The sequence below is a fragment of the Rhizobium sp. RHZ02 genome (genome assembly GCF_014851575.1).
Classification (GTDB): domain Bacteria; phylum Pseudomonadota; class Alphaproteobacteria; order Rhizobiales; family Rhizobiaceae; genus Rhizobium; species Rhizobium altiplani.
On record NZ_JACUZX010000003.1, the window covers coordinates 127,663 to 145,264 of the forward strand.

General features: G+C 59.7%; 15 protein-coding genes and 1 pseudogene. 10 read left to right on the forward strand and 6 right to left on the reverse strand.

Features of this window, described 5'->3' with window-relative positions; translation table 11 throughout:
* Positions 1–17: 17 nt before the first annotated feature.
* Together IB244_RS06190 and IB244_RS06195 are read right to left on the reverse strand one after the other, a co-directional pair.
* Positions 18–725 (reverse strand): GntR family transcriptional regulator, encoded by a 708-nt coding sequence (locus tag IB244_RS06190; RefSeq protein WP_169680423.1) that lies wholly within the window; start codon positions 723–725, stop codon positions 18–20.
* Between the two features lie 244 nt (positions 726–969).
* Positions 970–1,857: a LysR substrate-binding domain-containing protein gene (locus IB244_RS06195; RefSeq protein ID WP_192303475.1), complete on the reverse strand. Its 888-nt coding sequence runs from the start codon at positions 1,855–1,857 to the stop codon at positions 970–972.
* 108 nt (positions 1,858–1,965) lie between these two features.
* Between IB244_RS06195 and IB244_RS06200 the strand changes: the two genes are divergently transcribed.
* Genes IB244_RS06200 through IB244_RS06215 form a run of 4 tightly spaced genes read left to right on the forward strand, consistent with a single transcriptional unit; the run spans position 1,966 to position 6,176 of the window.
* A complete protein-coding gene (locus tag IB244_RS06200) occupies positions 1,966–3,219 on the forward strand; it encodes an aromatic ring-hydroxylating oxygenase subunit alpha (protein ID WP_192303477.1) in 1,254 nt (417 codons plus the stop codon).
* Positions 3,209–4,297, forward strand: a complete 1,089-nt coding sequence (locus IB244_RS06205) for an FAD-binding oxidoreductase (protein ID WP_169680425.1) — start codon at positions 3,209–3,211, stop codon at positions 4,295–4,297. Before IB244_RS06200 ends, IB244_RS06205 begins: the two co-directional genes overlap by 11 nt.
* 51 nt (positions 4,298–4,348) lie before the next feature.
* Positions 4,349–5,623 carry a M24 family metallopeptidase gene (locus tag IB244_RS06210; RefSeq protein WP_192240885.1) on the forward strand — a complete coding sequence of 425 codons (1,275 nt, stop codon included), beginning with the start codon at positions 4,349–4,351 and terminating at the stop codon, positions 5,621–5,623.
* 58 nt (positions 5,624–5,681) lie between these two features.
* Positions 5,682–6,176, forward strand: a complete 495-nt coding sequence (locus tag IB244_RS06215) for a DUF1643 domain-containing protein (protein WP_192303479.1) — start codon at positions 5,682–5,684, stop codon at positions 6,174–6,176.
* 44 nt (positions 6,177–6,220) lie between these two features.
* Here IB244_RS06215 and IB244_RS06220 read toward each other — a convergent pair whose 3' ends face one another.
* From IB244_RS06220 to IB244_RS06235, 4 genes and pseudogenes are all read right to left on the reverse strand, one after another.
* Complete coding sequence (locus IB244_RS06220) at positions 6,221–7,171, reverse strand: electron transfer flavoprotein subunit alpha/FixB family protein (protein ID WP_169680428.1); 951 nt, start codon at positions 7,169–7,171, stop codon at positions 6,221–6,223.
* A gap of 25 nt (positions 7,172–7,196) precedes the next feature.
* Positions 7,197–7,958: an electron transfer flavoprotein subunit beta/FixA family protein gene (locus tag IB244_RS06225; RefSeq protein WP_169680430.1), complete on the reverse strand. Its 762-nt coding sequence runs from the start codon at positions 7,956–7,958 to the stop codon at positions 7,197–7,199.
* Positions 7,955–8,591, reverse strand: a pseudogene (locus IB244_RS06230) (dimethylsulfonioproprionate lyase family protein). The gene IB244_RS06225 and the pseudogene IB244_RS06230 overlap by 4 nt, the downstream one beginning before the upstream one ends.
* A gap of 38 nt (positions 8,592–8,629) precedes the next feature.
* A complete protein-coding gene (locus IB244_RS06235; RefSeq protein WP_169680432.1) occupies positions 8,630–10,666 on the reverse strand; it encodes an NADH:flavin oxidoreductase in 2,037 nt (678 codons plus the stop codon).
* A 144-nt stretch (positions 10,667–10,810) separates the two neighbouring features.
* Between IB244_RS06235 and IB244_RS06240 the strand changes: the two genes are divergently transcribed.
* The 6 genes from IB244_RS06240 to IB244_RS06265 all read left to right on the forward strand — a co-directional run bounded on the left by IB244_RS06240 (position 10,811) and on the right by IB244_RS06265 (position 17,602).
* A complete protein-coding gene (locus IB244_RS06240) occupies positions 10,811–11,440 on the forward strand; it encodes a TetR/AcrR family transcriptional regulator (RefSeq protein ID WP_169680433.1) in 630 nt (209 codons plus the stop codon).
* A 7-nt stretch (positions 11,441–11,447) separates the two neighbouring features.
* Entirely contained in the window at positions 11,448–12,242 is a 795-nt protein-coding gene (locus IB244_RS06245; RefSeq protein WP_192303481.1) for a pyrroline-5-carboxylate reductase family protein, read from the forward strand.
* Between the two features lie 68 nt (positions 12,243–12,310).
* Positions 12,311–13,312, forward strand: a complete 1,002-nt coding sequence (locus tag IB244_RS06250) for an ABC transporter substrate-binding protein (RefSeq protein ID WP_169680435.1) — start codon at positions 12,311–12,313, stop codon at positions 13,310–13,312.
* 99 nt (positions 13,313–13,411) lie between these two features.
* Positions 13,412–14,299 (forward strand): ABC transporter permease, encoded by an 888-nt coding sequence (locus tag IB244_RS06255; protein WP_018856124.1) that lies wholly within the window; start codon positions 13,412–13,414, stop codon positions 14,297–14,299.
* Positions 14,292–15,368: a glycine betaine/L-proline ABC transporter ATP-binding protein gene (locus tag IB244_RS06260; RefSeq protein WP_169680436.1), complete on the forward strand. Its 1,077-nt coding sequence runs from the start codon at positions 14,292–14,294 to the stop codon at positions 15,366–15,368. The genes IB244_RS06255 and IB244_RS06260 overlap by 8 nt, the downstream gene beginning before the upstream one ends.
* 248 nt (positions 15,369–15,616) lie before the next feature.
* The gene (locus IB244_RS06265; RefSeq protein WP_169680438.1) at positions 15,617–17,602 is read left to right on the forward strand and encodes an FAD-dependent oxidoreductase; all 1,986 of its coding nucleotides are present in this window, start codon (positions 15,617–15,619) and stop codon (positions 17,600–17,602) included.

A 17,602-nucleotide genomic window follows, 5' to 3' on the forward strand; every position in this document is an offset into this window, starting at 1 on the left:
GGTCGCGATGTCGGCCTCTAGAGCGTCGGCGCCTCGAGACCCTCCGGGGTGGCATACATCGCCATGTTTCTGCGAGAGAGTTCGAGATGCAGGCGCGCAAGCTCACCCGCAGCGTCGACGTCGCGCCGTTCGACGGCTTCGATCATTTCCTCGTGCTGCCTGGAAGCAAGTTCGAGCTCCTCCTGCATACGCGGCGTATTTGGATGCGTGTAGAAGATCTTCCCGATCCGGGCGTGGTCGATCTGAAGCCTGCGGAGGCTCGGAACGAGATAGACGTTGTGAGCCATTTCGCCGAGCTGGCGATGAAACTGATCGTTGTAGAACACGCGACCGTCCACATCGTTGGCATCGATCGCCTTCTGGAAGGATTGCTGGATCTGCCTGAGAGCGTCGAGTTCCGCCCGGGTCCGGTTCTCGGCGGCAAGCTTGTTTGCCGTGATGTAGATCATCGGCGCCAGAAGAAAGAAATCCCGCAGGGATTGGTAGCTCATCGAGCTGACCCGCGCAGCCCGGTTGGCCTCCAACTCGATGTAGCCTTCGCCGGCCATCTGGCGCATCAGTTCTCGCACCGGCGGGCGCGACAGGCCGAACTCCTCGCTGAGCGCCACCTCGTCCAGGACCGCGCCCGGAGCAAGCTCCATGGTCAGGATCCGTTGTCGCAGCGCAAGACCGAGGCTGGCCTTGCGGTCGATGTTCGGAGGGTCGGTGATCATGCCGTCAATCATTGGATCTCCTTTTGGAAGACATTATGTAGACATATGATAGACAGTCAAGCTGGACGTCAAATTTCCTCTTCCTGGATCTGCTCAAGGAAGCTCGGACGCTAGATATCAACGACAGTTTCGGGATGGCTTCAAACGTGCTCTCAGGTGCCCGGCCGGCGCGCCTGGCTGCGCAAGAAATGGCTGGGAGTCAGATTTCTTGCACGACTGAAGCCAATGGCCATTGTCGCTCAGGACGGCGGCACAATCACTTGTGAAGCGCAGCGGTAAGCCACGACGAGGCCCGGTCGATCGCCACCGTCCTTCTGGATTTCAATGGCAGCAGGACATTGTACCGGCCTTCCGGGGACAGTCTCGTCTCATCGAGCGCCACCAACGTGCCGTCATCAAGGAATGTCTGAACAAGGGTGCCCCAGCCAAGCGCAACCCCCTGACCGGCGCGCGCAGCGAAGATCGTCTCCGTGTAGTGACTGAAGCGCAGAGACGGCTTCACCTCGAAGTGCACGCCAAGTTCGGCGAGCCATTGGCCCCATGACAGCCAGGATCGGTCTTCAGCATCGGTCTCGATGAACTCGTCAGTCGCGGCCAATGGGCCGTTGCCACGCCGGTCGAGGTAGTCCGGCGAGCAGACGAGCATTATGACGTCGCCGCGCGAGGCGATCACCGTTGCGTCGTTGAAAGGTGGCAGCCCGAAACGGATGGCAAGATCGACGGCACCGCTGTCCAGATCGATTTTCGCATCCTGAGAGATGACGCGGATCTGAATGCCCGGATTCTGAGCGCGAAAATCGGCGAGCCGCGGAAGCAGCCAGAAAGACGAGAAAGCCACGGTCGCGCCGATGGTGACGACATCCTGGGCCGCCCCCTTGATGGCATCGATCGCATCGGAAATGTTCGAGAAGCTCTGCGCGAGCGACGCCCCCAGCACGAGGCAGGCGGCAGTCGGCTCGATCGCGCGGTGCTTGCGCACGAACATCGGCTGCCCCAGTTCTTCTTCCAGCAGCGCGATTTGCCTGCTGACGGCCGCCTGGGTAACCCCGAGCTCGCCTGCCGCAAGGGTAAAACTTTTTCGGCGAAGGACCGCTTCCAGCATGATCAGCGCCGTCATCGACGGCAAACGCCTGCGAAACTGCATTTCATGCCCCGTCACATTACCATTCATTATGCGAACTTGAGAATTTATGCCGTTGAAGAGCCTTGGGAGCAAGAGCAGTCTGCAGGAAGGCAAGCATAAGGGGCTCTCATGCTAAACAAACTTCCCTCTTCCATCTCCGCCCTTCTCGACGCTCGCACGAACGGGCACTCGCTGCCCGCCGGTCTCTATACGCGTGAAGACGTCTTCGAAGCGGACATCGACGTTTTCTTCCACAAACACTGGATCTGCATCGGTCTCGACTGCGACGTGCCTGAAGCTGGCGATGCCACTGTCATCGACATCGGCAAGACGAGCCTCATCCTTCTGCGAGATGACGACGGCGACATTCGGGTGCTGCACAACGTCTGTCGCCACCGTGGCTCGCGCCTGTTGGACGCAGGAAAGACGATCGTTTCAAAGCTGGTCTGCCCCTATCACACCTGGACCTACGAGCTTACGGGAGAGCTCAGCTATGCTCCCCACATGGGAAAGGACTTCGACAAGGACTGTCACGGACTGAAGCCTGTGACCTTCAAGTCGATCGGCGGGCTCATCTATGTCTGCCTTTCCGACACCCCACCAGAGGACATCGACGTCCTCGAAAGCACGATGGTCGAGCGCCTTGCTCCCTACGATATCCGCAATGCGAGGGTTGCGCATCAGACTGATGTGATCGAGGAGGGCAACTGGAAGCTGACGATGGAGAACAATCGTGAGTGCTACCACTGTTCGGCAAACCATCCCGAGCTCTGCGTGTCCTTCGTCGACCTCGACTTCGGCTTTGACCCGGAAACCTTGAACCCTGAGGATCGCGCGCAGGCGGAAGAGCATTTCCGGCTGTATGAGGAGCGGACCAGGGCATGGGAGGCGGATGGCTTCCCATCTGCCGCCGTCGAGCAACTCTCCGACTGCGCCACGAATTTCCGCACGCAAAGGCTGATCATCGCCGGCGCAGGCGAGTCCCAGACCCATGACGCCACCGCCGCATCATCGCGGCTGCTCGGCCAGATGACGCGGAAGGACCTGGGGGACACCCATCTCTGGGGTCACAACTCCTGGAACCACTTCATGGGCGATCATGCTGTGATCGCCATCGTGATCCCGCTGTCCGCGGGCAAGACGCTCGTGCGGACGAAGTGGCTGGTGCACAAGGATGCAGTCGAGGGCGTCGATTACGATCATGACAAGCTCACTGACGTCTGGATTGCAACAACCGACCAGGACGCTGACCTGGTGGCGCGCTCCCATGCCGGCGCGCTCGATCCTGCTTATCTGCCGGGCCCCTACTCGCAATTCTCGGAGACGAACCTCGACAAGTTCGCAACCTGGTATATCGATCGGATGCGCGCAAATGGATATTGATTTCGCACTGAAGCAGGACGGCTCAGTCTCGCGCGATACATGGGATCCCGAGCACGACGACACACTGGTGTGCCTGGACGTCCATCAGGAAACTCATGACGTCAAGAGCTTCACCTTTGCGTCGCCGCAAGGCAAGCGCTTCAGCTTCGATGGCGGGCAATACTTCCTCTTCGACTTCCCGATTGGCGATGACGCCGAGGCCCGCTGCTACAGCATCTCCTCGTCACCGCACCGCTCCAACGCTTTCACCGTGACGGTGAAGCGCGTCGTGAACGGAAGAATATCGAACTGGCTTCATGACAACATGCAAAGCGGGATGACCGTGAAGGCTCAGGGCCCGCTCGGCTATTTCGTCTGCCCGCGCGTTGCCGCGCCGAAGCTTCTGCTTCTTTCCGGCGGCTCCGGCATTACGCCAGTGATGTCCATTCTGCGCGGTCTTGCGGATCGCTGCGAGCCTGCCGACATCGTCTTTCTTCATGCCGCCCGCTCGCCGGTCGACCTGATCTTTCGCGATGAGTTGAGCTGTCTTGCGGCACGAATGAAGGGTCTTCGCCTGCAGTTTCTGCCCGAAAGCGTCGATGGAGAGCCATCCTGGCCGGGGCTGACGGGGCGCATCTCGCCCGAATTCCTGAAGCTCGCCGTGCCGGATATCGCGGAAAGAACCATAATGTGCTGCGGTCCAGCACCTTTCATGGCCGCGGCACGCTCGATCACCGCGCAACTCGGCGTGCCCCAGGGGAGCTACATCGAAGAGAGCTTCGATGCCGCCATCATCGAGGAACCGGCGGCCATCGGCGAGGCCACGATCCCAAACAAGGTTTTCCAGGTCGAGTTCGCCAAACAATCGAAAAAGATCGAGGTCGCAGACGACCAGACGGTGCTTTCCTGCGCCAAGAAATCGGGCGTGCGGCTGCCGTCATCCTGCTCCAACGGCGTCTGCGGTACCTGCAAGTCGAAGCTGGTTTCCGGTGCGGTGGATATGAACCACAATGGCGGCATAAGGCAAAGAGAGATCGACGCCGGGTTGTTCCTGCCTTGCTGCTCCAAGCCTCTCAGCGACTTGGTGATTGACCGCTAGGGCCGGCACAGGCCCGGCACCCTCTCCTTCGACAACAATTAGGGATAGACCATGCTGCTTAGCGACAGCATTTCCGACCAGGGCTCCTCGGTATTCAAGGACGAACGCAAGCAGGCCTATCTCAATCCAGCAGGAACCGACCGGCCGCTCATCAGTCCGATCCCCCTCCAGACGCTCGATACCGCGCGACGATATCGTCTGACCCGCCTTCGATCGAAAATGCGGGAATGGGATTGTTCGGCGCTGCTCTTATACGATCCCGTCAACATCCGTTATGCGTTCGATTCATCGAACATGAGCATCTGGACGATGCATAACCCCTCCCGATATGCGCTCATTCTGGCTGATGGCCCGGCAATCATGTTCGAATTCGAGGGCGCGGAGCACGTCAATGACGGACTTCCCGGTATCGATGAAATCCGGACGTCGAAATCCTTCCTGTTCTTCACGTCAGGCAATCTGGTCGAGCAAAGGATGCAGGACTGGGCCGACGAGATCGCAGATATCCTGACGTCCCACGGTCGCAACAAGAGGCTCGCGGTCGACAGGCTGGAACCAGCGCCGGCATCCGAGCTTCGAAAGCGCGGTTTTCAGTTGCTCGACGGCCAGGAACTGGCCGAACGAGCGCGCTCGATCAAAAGCCCCGAAGAAATCGAACTGATGCGCTGGACGATCCGTGTGTGTGAAGCCGGCATGGCGCGCATGTACGAGATGTCCGAGCCCGGACGAACCGAGCGGGAAATCTGGGCGGAGCTGCACTTTGAAAACGCCCGAAGCGGCGGCGAGTGGCTCGAGACGAAGCTGTTGACGGCCGGCCCACGGACGAATCCCTGGTACCAGGAGTGCTCCGACTACGTGACAAAGCGCGGCGAGATGATCTCTTTCGATACCGACATGATCGGACCGTACGGATATTGCGCCGACCTCTCGCGCTCGTGGACCTGCGGCCATGTGGCAATGAATGACAGGCAAAGGGAGCTTTATTCCGCAGCACTGGACCAGATCGAGCACAACCTGTCGATCATTCGTCCCGGCATGACATTCGTCGAATTCAACGAAAGGAGCTGGCGCATTCCTGAAAAGTACCAGCCTTATCGCTATACTCTGGCAGTGCATGGGACTGGAATGGCCGACGAATGGCCCGGCATCCTGCTCCACCCCGATTTCGACCAGAACTTCGGCGGTTTCATTGAAGAGAACATGGTTCTCAATGTCGAAAGTCTGATCGCGGAGGCAGGTTCGGAGAGCATCAAGCTGGAAACTCAAGTGCTTGTCACATCCCGTGGGGCGGAGCGGCTGGACTCTTTTCCCTGGGAGGACATCTGAAGCAGTGGGTGCGCCCGGTCTGGCAACGCATCAGGATTGGCAGATGACGGAAAGGCGAATGAGCGACTTCACCATCTCGTCTGCACTGTTTTCAGAATGTGGCTGCTACCGCTACCGGCTGGAGCGGCAGTGGGACCCTCGGAAGGAAGCTGTTGGCTTCCTGATGCTCAATCCGTCCACCGCCGACGCCCACAGCATCGATCCGACGCTTCGCAGATGTATCGCCTTTGCAAAATCATGGGGGTTCGGTGGTCTTGTTATCGGAAATCTCTTTGCTCTCCGATCGCCAAAGCCAAGACTGATCTACGAATGCGCGGACCCCGTTGGGCCGGAAAACGATCGCTACTTGCGTAAGATGCCCGAAAGCTGCGAGCGCATCGTCTGCGGTTGGGGAAGACATGGCGCCTACCTTGATCGAGCCTCCGGCGTTTGTCGAATGCTTGCAACATCGAAGCTCTACGCGCTTGAGGTCACGGCGGGCGGGTACCCGTCCCACCCGCTCTATATTTCCGCCGCAGCCGAGCCAAAGCCATTCCAAATCGTAAACCAGTGACTTTCCCCAGCCGCACCCGATCGACAAGGCGCATTATCGCTGGGCTAGACGGACTGCCCCAGTTCCGGCAGGACGTCGAAGAGATCGGCGACGAGGCCGTAGTCGGCAACCTGGAAGATCGGGGCCTCCTCGTCCTTGTTGATGGCGACGATGACCTTCGAATCCTTCATGCCGGCAAGGTGCTGGATGGCACCCGAGATGCCGCAGGCGATGTAGAGATCAGGGGCGACCACCTTGCCGGTCTGGCCGACCTGCCAGTCGTTCGGCGCGTAGCCGGCATCGACGGCAGCGCGCGAGGCGCCGACGGCGGCCCCGAGCCTGTCGGCGACCGGCAGGATGACTTCCCTGAACTTCTCGGCAGAGCCGAGGGCACGGCCACCGGAGATGATGATCTTCGCAGACGTCAGTTCCGGACGGTCGGAGGCCGACAGCGCGTCCTTGACGAAGGTCGACAGTGGCGATGAAGAAAGAGCTGCCGTCGAGATTTCCTCGACGGCAGCAGTTAGGCCTTGGGGAACGGCCTGGGAGAACGAGGCGGTGCGCACGGTGATGACTCGTCTGGCGTCGGTCGCCTGCACCGTCTGGATGGCGTTGCCGGCATAGATCGGCCGCTTGAAGGTGTCAGCGGAGACCACCTCTGTTATCTCGGAGACCTGCGCGACATCGAGCAGGGCGGCGACGCGCGGCATGACGTTCTTGCCGGTCGAGGTGGCGGCGGCGATGATCGTATCATAGCTTGCGGCCAGCGAAACGATCAGGGCGGCCAGCGGCTCGGCCAGATTGTTGGCAAGGCTTGCGTCCTCGGCAACCAGCACCTTGGACACGCCCGAGAGCTTGGCAGCCTGTTCGGCTGCAGCCTTGGCGCCGGCGCCGGCGACAAGCACGGTCACTTCGCTTCTCTGTTCCTTGGCGATCTGTGTCGCCGCCGTCAGCGTCTTGGCGGTCTGGTCGGAAAGGTGGCTGCCGTCGTGATCAGCCAGAAGAAGAATGGCCATGGATATATCTCCCTTTCTCGAACCTTTAGAGCACGCCGGCTTCGACTTTAAGCTTCTCGACCAGCTCGGCGACCGACTTGACCTTGACGCCCGCGTTGCGGCCGGACGGCTCCTCGGTCTTCAGCACCTTCAGACGTGGCGCGGTGGAAACGCCGAAGTCGGCCGGCGTCTTCTTGTCGAGCGGCTTCTTCTTCGCCTTCATGATGTTCGGCAGCGAGGCGTAGCGCGGCTCGTTCAAGCGCAGATCTGATGTGACGACGGCCGGCAGCTTGACCTCGATCGTCTGCAGGCCGCCATCGACCTCGCGGGTTACCTGGGCCTTGCCCCCAGGGCCAGCAGCTTCGATCTCGATCTTCGAGGCGAAGGTCGCCTGCGCCGCGCCGAGCAGCGCCGCCAGCATCTGGCCGGTCTGGTTGGAGTCGTCATCGATCGCCTGCTTGCCTGTGATGATCAGGCCCGGCTGTTCGGCGTCGACGACGCCCTTGAGGATCTTGGCCACAGTGAGCGGCTCGACGGCATCGTCAGTCTCCACCAGGATGGCGCGGTCGGCACCCATGGCAAGTGCTGTGCGCAGCGTCTCTTCGGCCTTGGCCGGACCGATCGAGACGACGATCACCTCCTCGGCCTTGCCGGCTTCCTTCAGCCGCAACGCCTCCTCGACCGAGATCTCGTCGAACGGGTTCATCGACATCTTCACATTCGAAAGTTCGACGCCTGTGCCATCCGGCTTCACGCGGATCTTCACGTTGTAATCAACCACCCGCTTGACGGGGACGAGAATTTTCATGGCAGCACCTGTCCGTTAGAGTTCGGGGTCGAACCAACGCCTCGTTCGGGCAGGAGCACCCAGAACGCAAACAGCGGCTGATCCGTCGATCGCATGGCATGCCTTAATCCCTGGCGGGTTGTAGAAGGATCCGCCGATACCCGGTGAGAACCAGCCAGAGTCCCCATGCCGGAACTCTCCCTCGGACATCACCAGATAGATTTCTTCGGGGGCATGGTCGTGATCGGGATATCGCACATTCGGCGCCATCAATGTGGCACCAAACCAGACGTCGTTGCGCTCCTCCAAGCCTCCCGGCCCGACGATCATCGCGTTCGCATGCCCGTCCTGAAAGTTTTCGCTTGCGGTGCCGGATAAGTCCTGGCGATGCCGCCAGATAAGGAGGGGTTCAACTGCCTGGAAGCGCGCGAGGAGTTCCCCAAGCACCGGCGAACCGACGTCGACCGAAATCTTCGGCAAGAACTGGCACACCGGTAGCTGTCGCCCGTTTTCCGACAGCTGTCCGCCTGACGTCTGAAGCACCGAAAATGCCTGACCGAGCGAACGGCGGGCTTCCGGATCCCTGGCATATTCATCGAACGCCACATCGGCGGCGTCGATTAGAAGCTGTAGCTGTTCGGCCCGTTGTGCCACTGACAAACCTCCGTCTGCTAGGACGCGTCTTTCGTGGTCTAGAGATCCTTCGCGATGCGCAGGCCATCGTAGATGGCTGCATGGGTATTGCGCGCTGCGACCGCATCGCCGATGCGGAAGAGCTGGAATGTCCCCTCCACATTGCGGACGACGGACTGCCGCTCGCCTGACAGGAGTTGGTCGTACGAGGTCTCGCCGAGATTGCTCGACAGAGGCTTGAGGTCGAAATAGAGGTCGTCGAGCGGGATCGTGCCATGGTTGACGACAATCTGGTCGACGACGCGCTGTTTCGATACGCCGCCGTAATCACTTCCGACGCTGGCAATGATCTGGTTCCCGTTCCTTTCGGCGGCCTCGAGGCGGAATGTAACTGTGAATGTCACATCCAGCTTCTGAAGAGATCGCATGTAAGGAACAAGGTTCATGGCCATGACCTCGGGCGCGAAGGAACGATCGGGCGTCATGATCTCGACCTTTGCTCCGGCCTTGGCCAGAAATTCGGCGGCCTGCAGGCCCGCGTGGTCTCCGGCATCGTCGAAGACGAGAACGTTCGAACCCGGCTTCACGTCTCCTGAGATGATATCCCAGGACGACACGACAAGATCGTTGCCCTTGGTCAGAACCTCCGTGTGAGGAAGGCCGCCTGTCGCGATGATGACGACGTCTGGCTTCTCCGCGGTGATCGTGTCTTCTTCGGCCCATGTATTGAAATGGAAGACGACGCCGTATTTTTCGCACTGGGCCATCCGCCAGTCGATGATGCTGATCATCTCTCGGCGACGTTCGCTCTGGGCGGTCAGCCGGATCTGTCCACCCGGATTGCTTGCCGCCTCGAAGACGATCACCTCGTGACCGCGCTCGGCGGCGACGCGAGCGGCTTCGAGTCCGGCCGGGCCAGCGCCGACTACGACAATTTTCCTGCGAACTTCGGCCTTTGGGACGACGTGGGGCATCGTCTCCTCTCGTCCGGTGGCGGCGTTGTGGATACAGAACGCCATGCCGCCCTGATAGATGCGGTCAAGACAGTAATTGGCGCCGACGCACGGCCGAATGTCCTCTTCCCGTTTCTCAATGATCTTGCGGACGATGTGAGGATCGGTCATGTGCGCACGCGTCATGCCGACCATGTCGACCTTCCCGGCCGCAATTGCGTGACGAGCCGTGGCGACATCGGGGATCTTGGCGGCATGGAAGGTTGGGAAGTTGGTCGCCGCCCTGATTTCCCCGGCAAAGTCGAGGTGGGGCGAATTGGCCATTCCCTGGATCGGAATGACATCCGTCAGCCCCGGATCCGTGTCGATATGGCCACGAATGACGTTCAGGTAGTCGATAAGGCCGCTGTCACGAAGCCTGCGGGAGATTTCAATGCCCTCTTCCTTGCCGTTGCCGCCAGGAAGGCGTTCGTCAGCGGTGTAGCGGACACCAAGGATGAAGTCGTTGCCGACTCTCTCGCGCATCGCCTTGAAGACATCGAGACAGAAGCGCATGCGGTTTTCGAGCGATCCGCCGTAAGGGCCCTCAAGTTCGTTGGTCAATGGCGAAGCGAACTGGTCGATCAGATGGCCGTAGGCCTCGAGTTCAACGCCGTCCATCCCGCCGGCTTTCATGCGTTCGGCGGCGTCGGCAAAGTCCTTGATGATGCGCTCGATATCCCAATCTTCCAGCTTCTTCGGAAATGCTCGATGGGCAGCTTCGCGGTGGTGAGATGGAGCAACGACGGGAAGCCAGTCGCCCTTGTCCCAGCGCGTTCGCCTGCCGAGGTGCGTGAGCTGGATCATGATCGCAGCGCCCTCTTCGTGGACGGCGTCCGTCATCTCCCTGACCCAGGGTACGATCTCGTCCTTGTACGCCAGGAGATTGTTGAAGACCGGTGGACTGTCCTTGGACACGGCTGCGGATCCGGCAGTCATTGTCATGGCAACGCCGCCTTTGGCCCGCTCGACCGTATAGGCCCGGTAGCGCTCCTTGGGCATGCCATCCTCGGGATAGGCCGGCTCATGGGATGTCACGATGATGCGGTTGCGTAACGTCAGATGCTTGAGTTGATACGGCTGCAGCAGGGGATCGTTCGACATCTGTCATGCTCCGAATTAGGAAGTGGTCCGAACGCTAGGCGGAATGTACACATGTGTCAACGACGAAAACACGACAGTCAAATTTAATCGACAGTCATGTACATTTTGATTGTGCGGAGCTTAACGATTTGCTAGGAATTGAACATGGACCAGAATTTGAGCGACAGTGGCTGGCGTGGATCGCAGGAGGGATGGCTCGAGGCAGCCTATGACTCCCTGCTGGAGTCCGGGATAGACTCCGTGAAGATCCTGCCCCTGGCAAAGAAGCTCAACCTGTCGCGCACCAGCTTCTATTGGTTCTTCAAGGATCGCGAAGAGCTTCTGGACGGGTTGGTCTCGCGCTGGCGGGAGAAGAATACAGGTTCGATCGTCAAGCAGTCGGAAGCCTATGCGGAGACCCTGGCGGAAGCGATGCTGAACGTCTTCGACTGCTGGCTGGACAGCCGGCTGTTCGACAGCAAGTTCGAGTTTGCCGTGCGAAGCTGGGCGCTACAGTCGGAGGAGATCCTTCAGGAGGTTCAAGAGGCCGATCGAACGCGGATGGACGCGCTTGCCAGCATGTTCAAACGCTTTGGCCATCCAGAAATCGGCGCGGATGTTCGCGCACGGACAACCTACCTCGTTCAGATCGGCTATATTTCAATGCAGTCGAACGAAAGTATCAGCGTCCGCATGAAGCGCATCCCCGAATATATCGCAATCTACACGGGTGAAATTCCGCAGCAGCGCGAGCTTGACCGGTTCTTTGCTAGACATAGCTACAAGCCAGGCTAGGGATGAGATGAGCGGAAAAGCAAGGATCGGGATCATTGGTGGCGCAGGTTGGCTTGGCGGTTCCATCGCAGAGGCGATCCTTCGCACAGGCCTCGCCGATCCTGACGATCTGACGCTCTCCTATCGCCGCTCTCGGCCAGACCGCTTCGCCGCCTCACACTGGACAACGGACAATCAGCTCCTTGCAGACCGTTCGGATGTGGTGATCTTGTCTGTGCGCCCGGAAGACTGGGCTTCGGTGCCTGTGATGCTGGAGCGCAAGCTCCTGATCTCGATCATGGCTGGTATTCGCATCTCGGCGCTCATCGAAAGACATGCGACCGAAAGAGTTGTCAGAGCCCTCCCCAACGCTGCCGCCGAAGTCTCATGTTCCTACACACCCTGGATGGCATCGGCCGGTGTCGATACGGATGATCGCAGTCTGGTGCGAAAGATCTTTGGCGCCTGTGGTGTCGAAGACGAAGTGGGCATCGAAACGCAGATCGATTACCTGACGGGCATGTCTGGCACCGGCCCCGCCTTTCCCGCGCTCCTTGCCGCGGCAATGATGAAGCACGCGATCAGTCAAGGTTTGCCTGGGGAGATTGCCCGGCGAGCTGTCCTGACGATGCTGACGGGAACCGGACGCCTGCTGGAACGACAGCAGGACGACCCGGCCGAGATCGTCAATCGCTTTCTCGAATATCGCGGCGTGACCGCGGCGGGCATTGAAGAGATGCGCGCTTCGGGCTTCGACGATGCTGTTTCCAATGGCTTGTCCGCAGCCTTCAAGAAATCGGTGAGTATGGGAGACGCTTCCTAACGACCGTTGCAGCGGGTTTTCGCGGCGTCCCGCTCAGGAATACATGCCGCTAAAAAAAGGGAACGATAATGACCAAGTTATTGGCTTCTACGTGCATGGTATTTGGGCTGCTGGGAGTGGCCTCTTACGCAAATGCAGCAGAGTGTGGCAGCGTCACAATCGCGAGCATGAACTGGCAGAGTGCCGAAGTCCTGTCGAATCTGGATAAGATCATCCTGAACGAGGGATATGGCTGCCAGGCGGAAATCACTGTGGGTGATACCGTTCCAACGATCACGTCGATGGCGGAGAAGGGCGAACCCGACATCGCTCCCGAAGCCTGGATAGACCTTCTTCCTGAGGTCGTGAAGAAGGGCACAGATGAGGGACGAATCATCAAGGTCGGTTCGCCACTTCCCGATGGAGGCATCCAGGGTTGGTGGATCCCCAAATATCTGGCGGACGCCCATCCTGATGTAAAAACGATTCCTGACATGCTCAAGCACCCGGAATTGTTCCCGGACGCGGAAGACGCCTCGAAGGGAGCAATTTACAACGGACCGCAGGGCTGGGGCGGCACGGTGGTCACGTCGCAGCTCTTCAAGGCGTTCGATGCTGAAAAGGCGGGCTTCAAGCTCGTGGACACTGGTTCCGGCGCGGGCCTCGATGGCTCGATCGCAAAGGCATACGAGCGCAAGCAGGGCTGGGTCGGCTACTACTGGGCCCCGACGGCTTTGCTTGGCAAGTATGAAATGGTGAAGCTCGAAGCCGGCGTCCCAGCCGACGCTGCCGAGTGGAAACGCTGCAATACCGTTGCTGACTGTGCCGATCCGAAGCCGAACGCATGGCCGGTCGATACAATCGTCACGCTCGTTGCAAAGCCATTCTCCGAAAAGGCCGGGCCCGATGTGATGGCCTACCTGGAGAAACGCTCGTGGAGCAATGACACCGTCAACAAGCTGATGGCATGGATGACGGACAATCAGGCGAGCGGCGAGGACGGTGCCAAGCACTTCCTGAAGGAAAACAAAGACATCTGGGCAAAGTGGGTGTCGGAAGACGCAGCAAAGAAAATCGAAGCCTCGCTTTGATTGTTGAATGGGCGGCGCGTTTTGACACGCGCCGCCACTTCAGAAGCCGGAAAACAACCAGAAGACTTGTCACGGCTCTTTCAGAGAAAGGGGAACCGAATGGAATGGTTTTACAAATTTCCGCACATGAATGACGACAGTCTTCGCGACCTCAAGAAGATGATTGACGACGGATTTCGCGCCTTCACGAGGGCATACGGCGATTCAATCGAGAGCTTCTTTTCTCCGTTGCAACACTTCCTGATCGCCGTCGACCGCTTCATGACCCAAACGCCGTGGCCGATCATAACGCTGATGGTCCTCGTTGTTGCGTGGCTCGGAAGCCGCAGCTTGAAGATCGTGCTGGGCTGTCTCGTGACGTTGCTGCTCATCGGCTACTTCGACATGTGGGAAGACACGATGCGGACCGTGTCGATGATCTTCGTCTGCACGGTCTTGTCCATCGCGCTCGGCTTGCCCATCGGGATCGTGATGGCGCGATCCGACCGGTTCCAGCGCGTCGTCCATCCGATCCTCGACGTGATGCAGACCATGCCGAGTTTCGTCTATCTCATCCCCGTCGTCATGCTGCTCGGGATTGGCCGTGTTCCCGGTCTCATCGCCGTCGTGATCTATGCAATTCCGCCGATGATCCGATTGACCGACCTCGGCATTCGACTGGTCGACAAGGACGTGCTTGAGGCAGCTGACGCCTTCGGGGTTTCAAATTCCCAGAAGCTTTTCAAGGTGCAGATGCCGCTTGCCCTGCCAACCATCATGGCCGGGATCAACCAGACCATCATGATGGCGCTGGCAATGGTCGTGATAGCCTCGATGATCGGCGTCCAGGGCCTTGGACAACCGGTCCTGAAGGCGATCGCCAATCAGTACTTCACACTGGGCATTTTCAACGGCCTTGCCATTGTCGGCATTGCTATCATCTTCGATCGGGTCAGCCAGGCATATGGCAAGCGGCTCCAGAAGCATCGGGAGATCGTTCATGGGTGATCACGATTTCGGCGGCATCAAGATCCGCCATCTCTTCAAGATCTTCGGTCCGAACGCGAGATCGCACATCGAGGCGGTCCAGAACGGACTGACAAAGGCCGAGTTGAACCGGAAGCACGGTCACGTACTTGGGCTTCGCGATATCAATATCGAAATGCCGTCGGGCTCCATCCAGGTCATCATGGGCCTGTCCGGCTCGGGGAAGTCGACGCTCATTCGTCACATCAACCGACTGATCGATCCGACCGCTGGCGAAGTGCTTGTCGACGGCGTGGACGTGGTCAAGATGGATGAGACCGAGCTTCGCACATTCCGCCGGCATCAGACGGCGATGGTGTTTCAGAAGTTCGCCCTCCTGCCGCATCGCAACGTTCTCGACAACACGCTATTCGGCTTAGAAGTCCAGGGTGTGGAGCGTTCGAAGGCAGTCGACGTGGCGATGCGATGGCTGGAGCGCGTCGGATTGAAGGGCTTCGAGGAGAAATACCCAAACCAGCTTTCGGGCGGGATGCAGCAGCGCGTCGGCCTGGCGCGCGCCCTTTCGAATGACGCACCCGTTCTCTTGATGGATGAGGCCTATTCCGCGCTCGATCCGCTGATCCGCACGGATATGCAGTCGGTGCTGCTCGACATCCAGCGGGAGATCAAGAAGACCATTGTCTTCATCACGCATGATCTCGACGAGGCGCTGAGACTGGGAGACCAGATCGCCATCCTGCGCGATGGCGAAATCATCCAGCAAGGCAGCAGTCAGGACATCGTGTTGCGACCGGCAGACGAATACGTCGCCAACTTCGTCAAGGAGGTCAACCGCGGCCGCGTGGTTCAGGTCAGCGCCATCATGAGTCCGATGCGACCCGGAGCTGCCGTCAGCGGTGTCACCGTCGATGCCACGACGACGGTCGAGGAGGCCGTTCGCCTGCTTGCGTCGGTTCCGGATGGCGATGTGACCGTCATCGGGCAAGGATCTCGTCCCGTCGGGATGGTCACCTTCCGCCAGCTTGCGACCGCGATGGTCAACTCGGATACGGTCCAACCGCGCGAGGATGCCATTGCAATCGCGCAGTAAGGCTCCCGCGAAGAGGTCCGGCCCTGATGTCCGCTGAACGCGTGCGCGGAATTCATCGCGAGTTCCGTGCCCACACTTCCCCAAGGGATAATCGTTCGGCCCGTCAGGCCCCCTCAAAGCAAGTTCAGTCCAGACAAAGACGCGTGGCGCCTCCCTCCGCCAGGTGTCAATGGATCCTGCCCAAGGCCACGGCGTCGATAAGACCGTCATAGCCACAACCTAGCAACGACCTACATCCGGGAGCGGCCATGCCCGAAAAGTTTCCCCGCCTCTTCAGTCCGCTTCAGATTCGTGGGCACACGCTCCGCAATCGCATCGTGTTTGGCGCTCACACCGCGAACATGGCTGTCGACGGGCTGCCGACGGAGCGCCATGTCGCCTACTACGCCGAGCGTGCTATCGGCGGCGCCGGGATGATTGTCGTCGAACCGATGCCGGTCCATGCTGCCGCGGTTCTGACGCAAAGAAACTTCCGTCATTGCGACGATAGCGTGATTCCGCACTTTGCCAGGCTTGTTCGCGCCATCAAGGAGAATGGAGCCGTCGCAATCCAGCAGCTCTACCACGTCGGGGCGCATGGCGACTCCGACAACTCCTTTCATCCCCATTGGTCGCCGTCCGGTCTGCCGAGCTACCACGATAGTGACGGCTCGCATCCAATGACGGAAGAGGAGATCTGGGAGACGATCGACGGGTTTGTTCAGGCGGCGCGCCGATGTCGCGAGGCCGGCTTCGACGGTGTCGAAGTATGGGCAGCCTATCTGGGGATGGTCGACCAATTCTGGACGCCTTGGAGCAATCGACGCGAAGACCAGTGGGGAGGCTCGCTCGAAAACCGCACGCGCATGTCTCGCGAGATTCTCTCCCGAATCAGAGAGACATGCGGACCAGATTTCATCATAGGCCTCGCAGTCAGCGACGAGCCGGATGTGAAGGCCGCGCTGCAGCGAGACGAGCTCGCGGAGATCGTGAAGCTGCACGACGAGCTCGGCCTGATGGACTATGTCACATGCGGGTCTGGTGGATACCTCGACTTCTACAAGCTCATGCCGACATTCATTTATCCTGAAAAGCTCGGCGCCGATCTTGCCGCCTGCCTCAAGAAGGTCGTGAGAAATTCCGCCGTCATTGCCGAAAGCCATATCCGAACACCTGAAAATGCGGAGACAGTTCTTGGCGAAGGCGCGTGCGACCTTGTGTCGATCGTTCGTGGACAGATCGCCGACCCTCACCTGGCACGCAAGGCCGGTGAAGGCCGCCCCGAAGACATCCGCGGCTGCATATCCTGCAACCAGATGTGCTGGGGGCGCCGTTCCCGGGACTACTGGATAAGCTGTCTGATCAATCCTTCGGCGGGACGAGAATTCGAATGGAAAGGCGATCGCTTCACCAAGACATCCAATCCAAAACGCGTATTTGTCATCGGTGGCGGCCCGGCGGGGCTCGAAGCGGCAAGGGTAGCGGCTGAACGCGGCCACAGGGTCGTCCTCTCGGAAGCCGGAACGCGTCTCGGTGGCAATTTCCTGCTCGCCGGCCTGCAGCCGAGGCGTGCCCAGATCCTTGATCTGCTTGCCTGGTATGAACGCCAACTGGAAAAGCTTGGCGTTGACGTCAGACTGAATAGCTATGTGGAAGCAGATGACATCGACCCGTCGAAGGTGGACGTCGTGATCGTCGCGACCGGCTCCTATTCTCCGGAGACCGGGTTCCAGAAGGCATTGCCGACGATTGCGGCGATGCCGGGGCTAGACAAGGGCGGCGTGTTCACCGTCGAGGCAGTCATGGCAAGGCAGGCAAGGCCAGGCAAGCACGTCCTTCTCTTGGACGAGGGCGGCGGATGGCGCGGTTGCGGGACGGCCTGGAAGCTGGCGGAGGACGGCCATCAGGTCACGATCGTCACACCCGACCCGTTCGTCGGAAAGGAGCTTCAAAGAACGGCTGCCGATGTTCCGATGCGGCAGGCTTTGAAAAAGCTTGGCGTGCAGTGGATCACGGAGGTCAGCATCACTGAATGGTACGGAAACGGTGCAACGCTTCTGGATCACAACACCGGTGAGCGCAACTTTGTAGAGGCGGACAGCCTGGTCAGCGCAACGACAAATCATCCGATGGACTGGCTGATGCCAGGTCTGCTCGAACTGGGTGTTCCCGCGCGACAGATCGGCGATTGCGCGGCACCGCGGCAAGCTCCTTACGCCTTCTACGAAGGCAGAAAAGCAGGATTGGAGATCTGA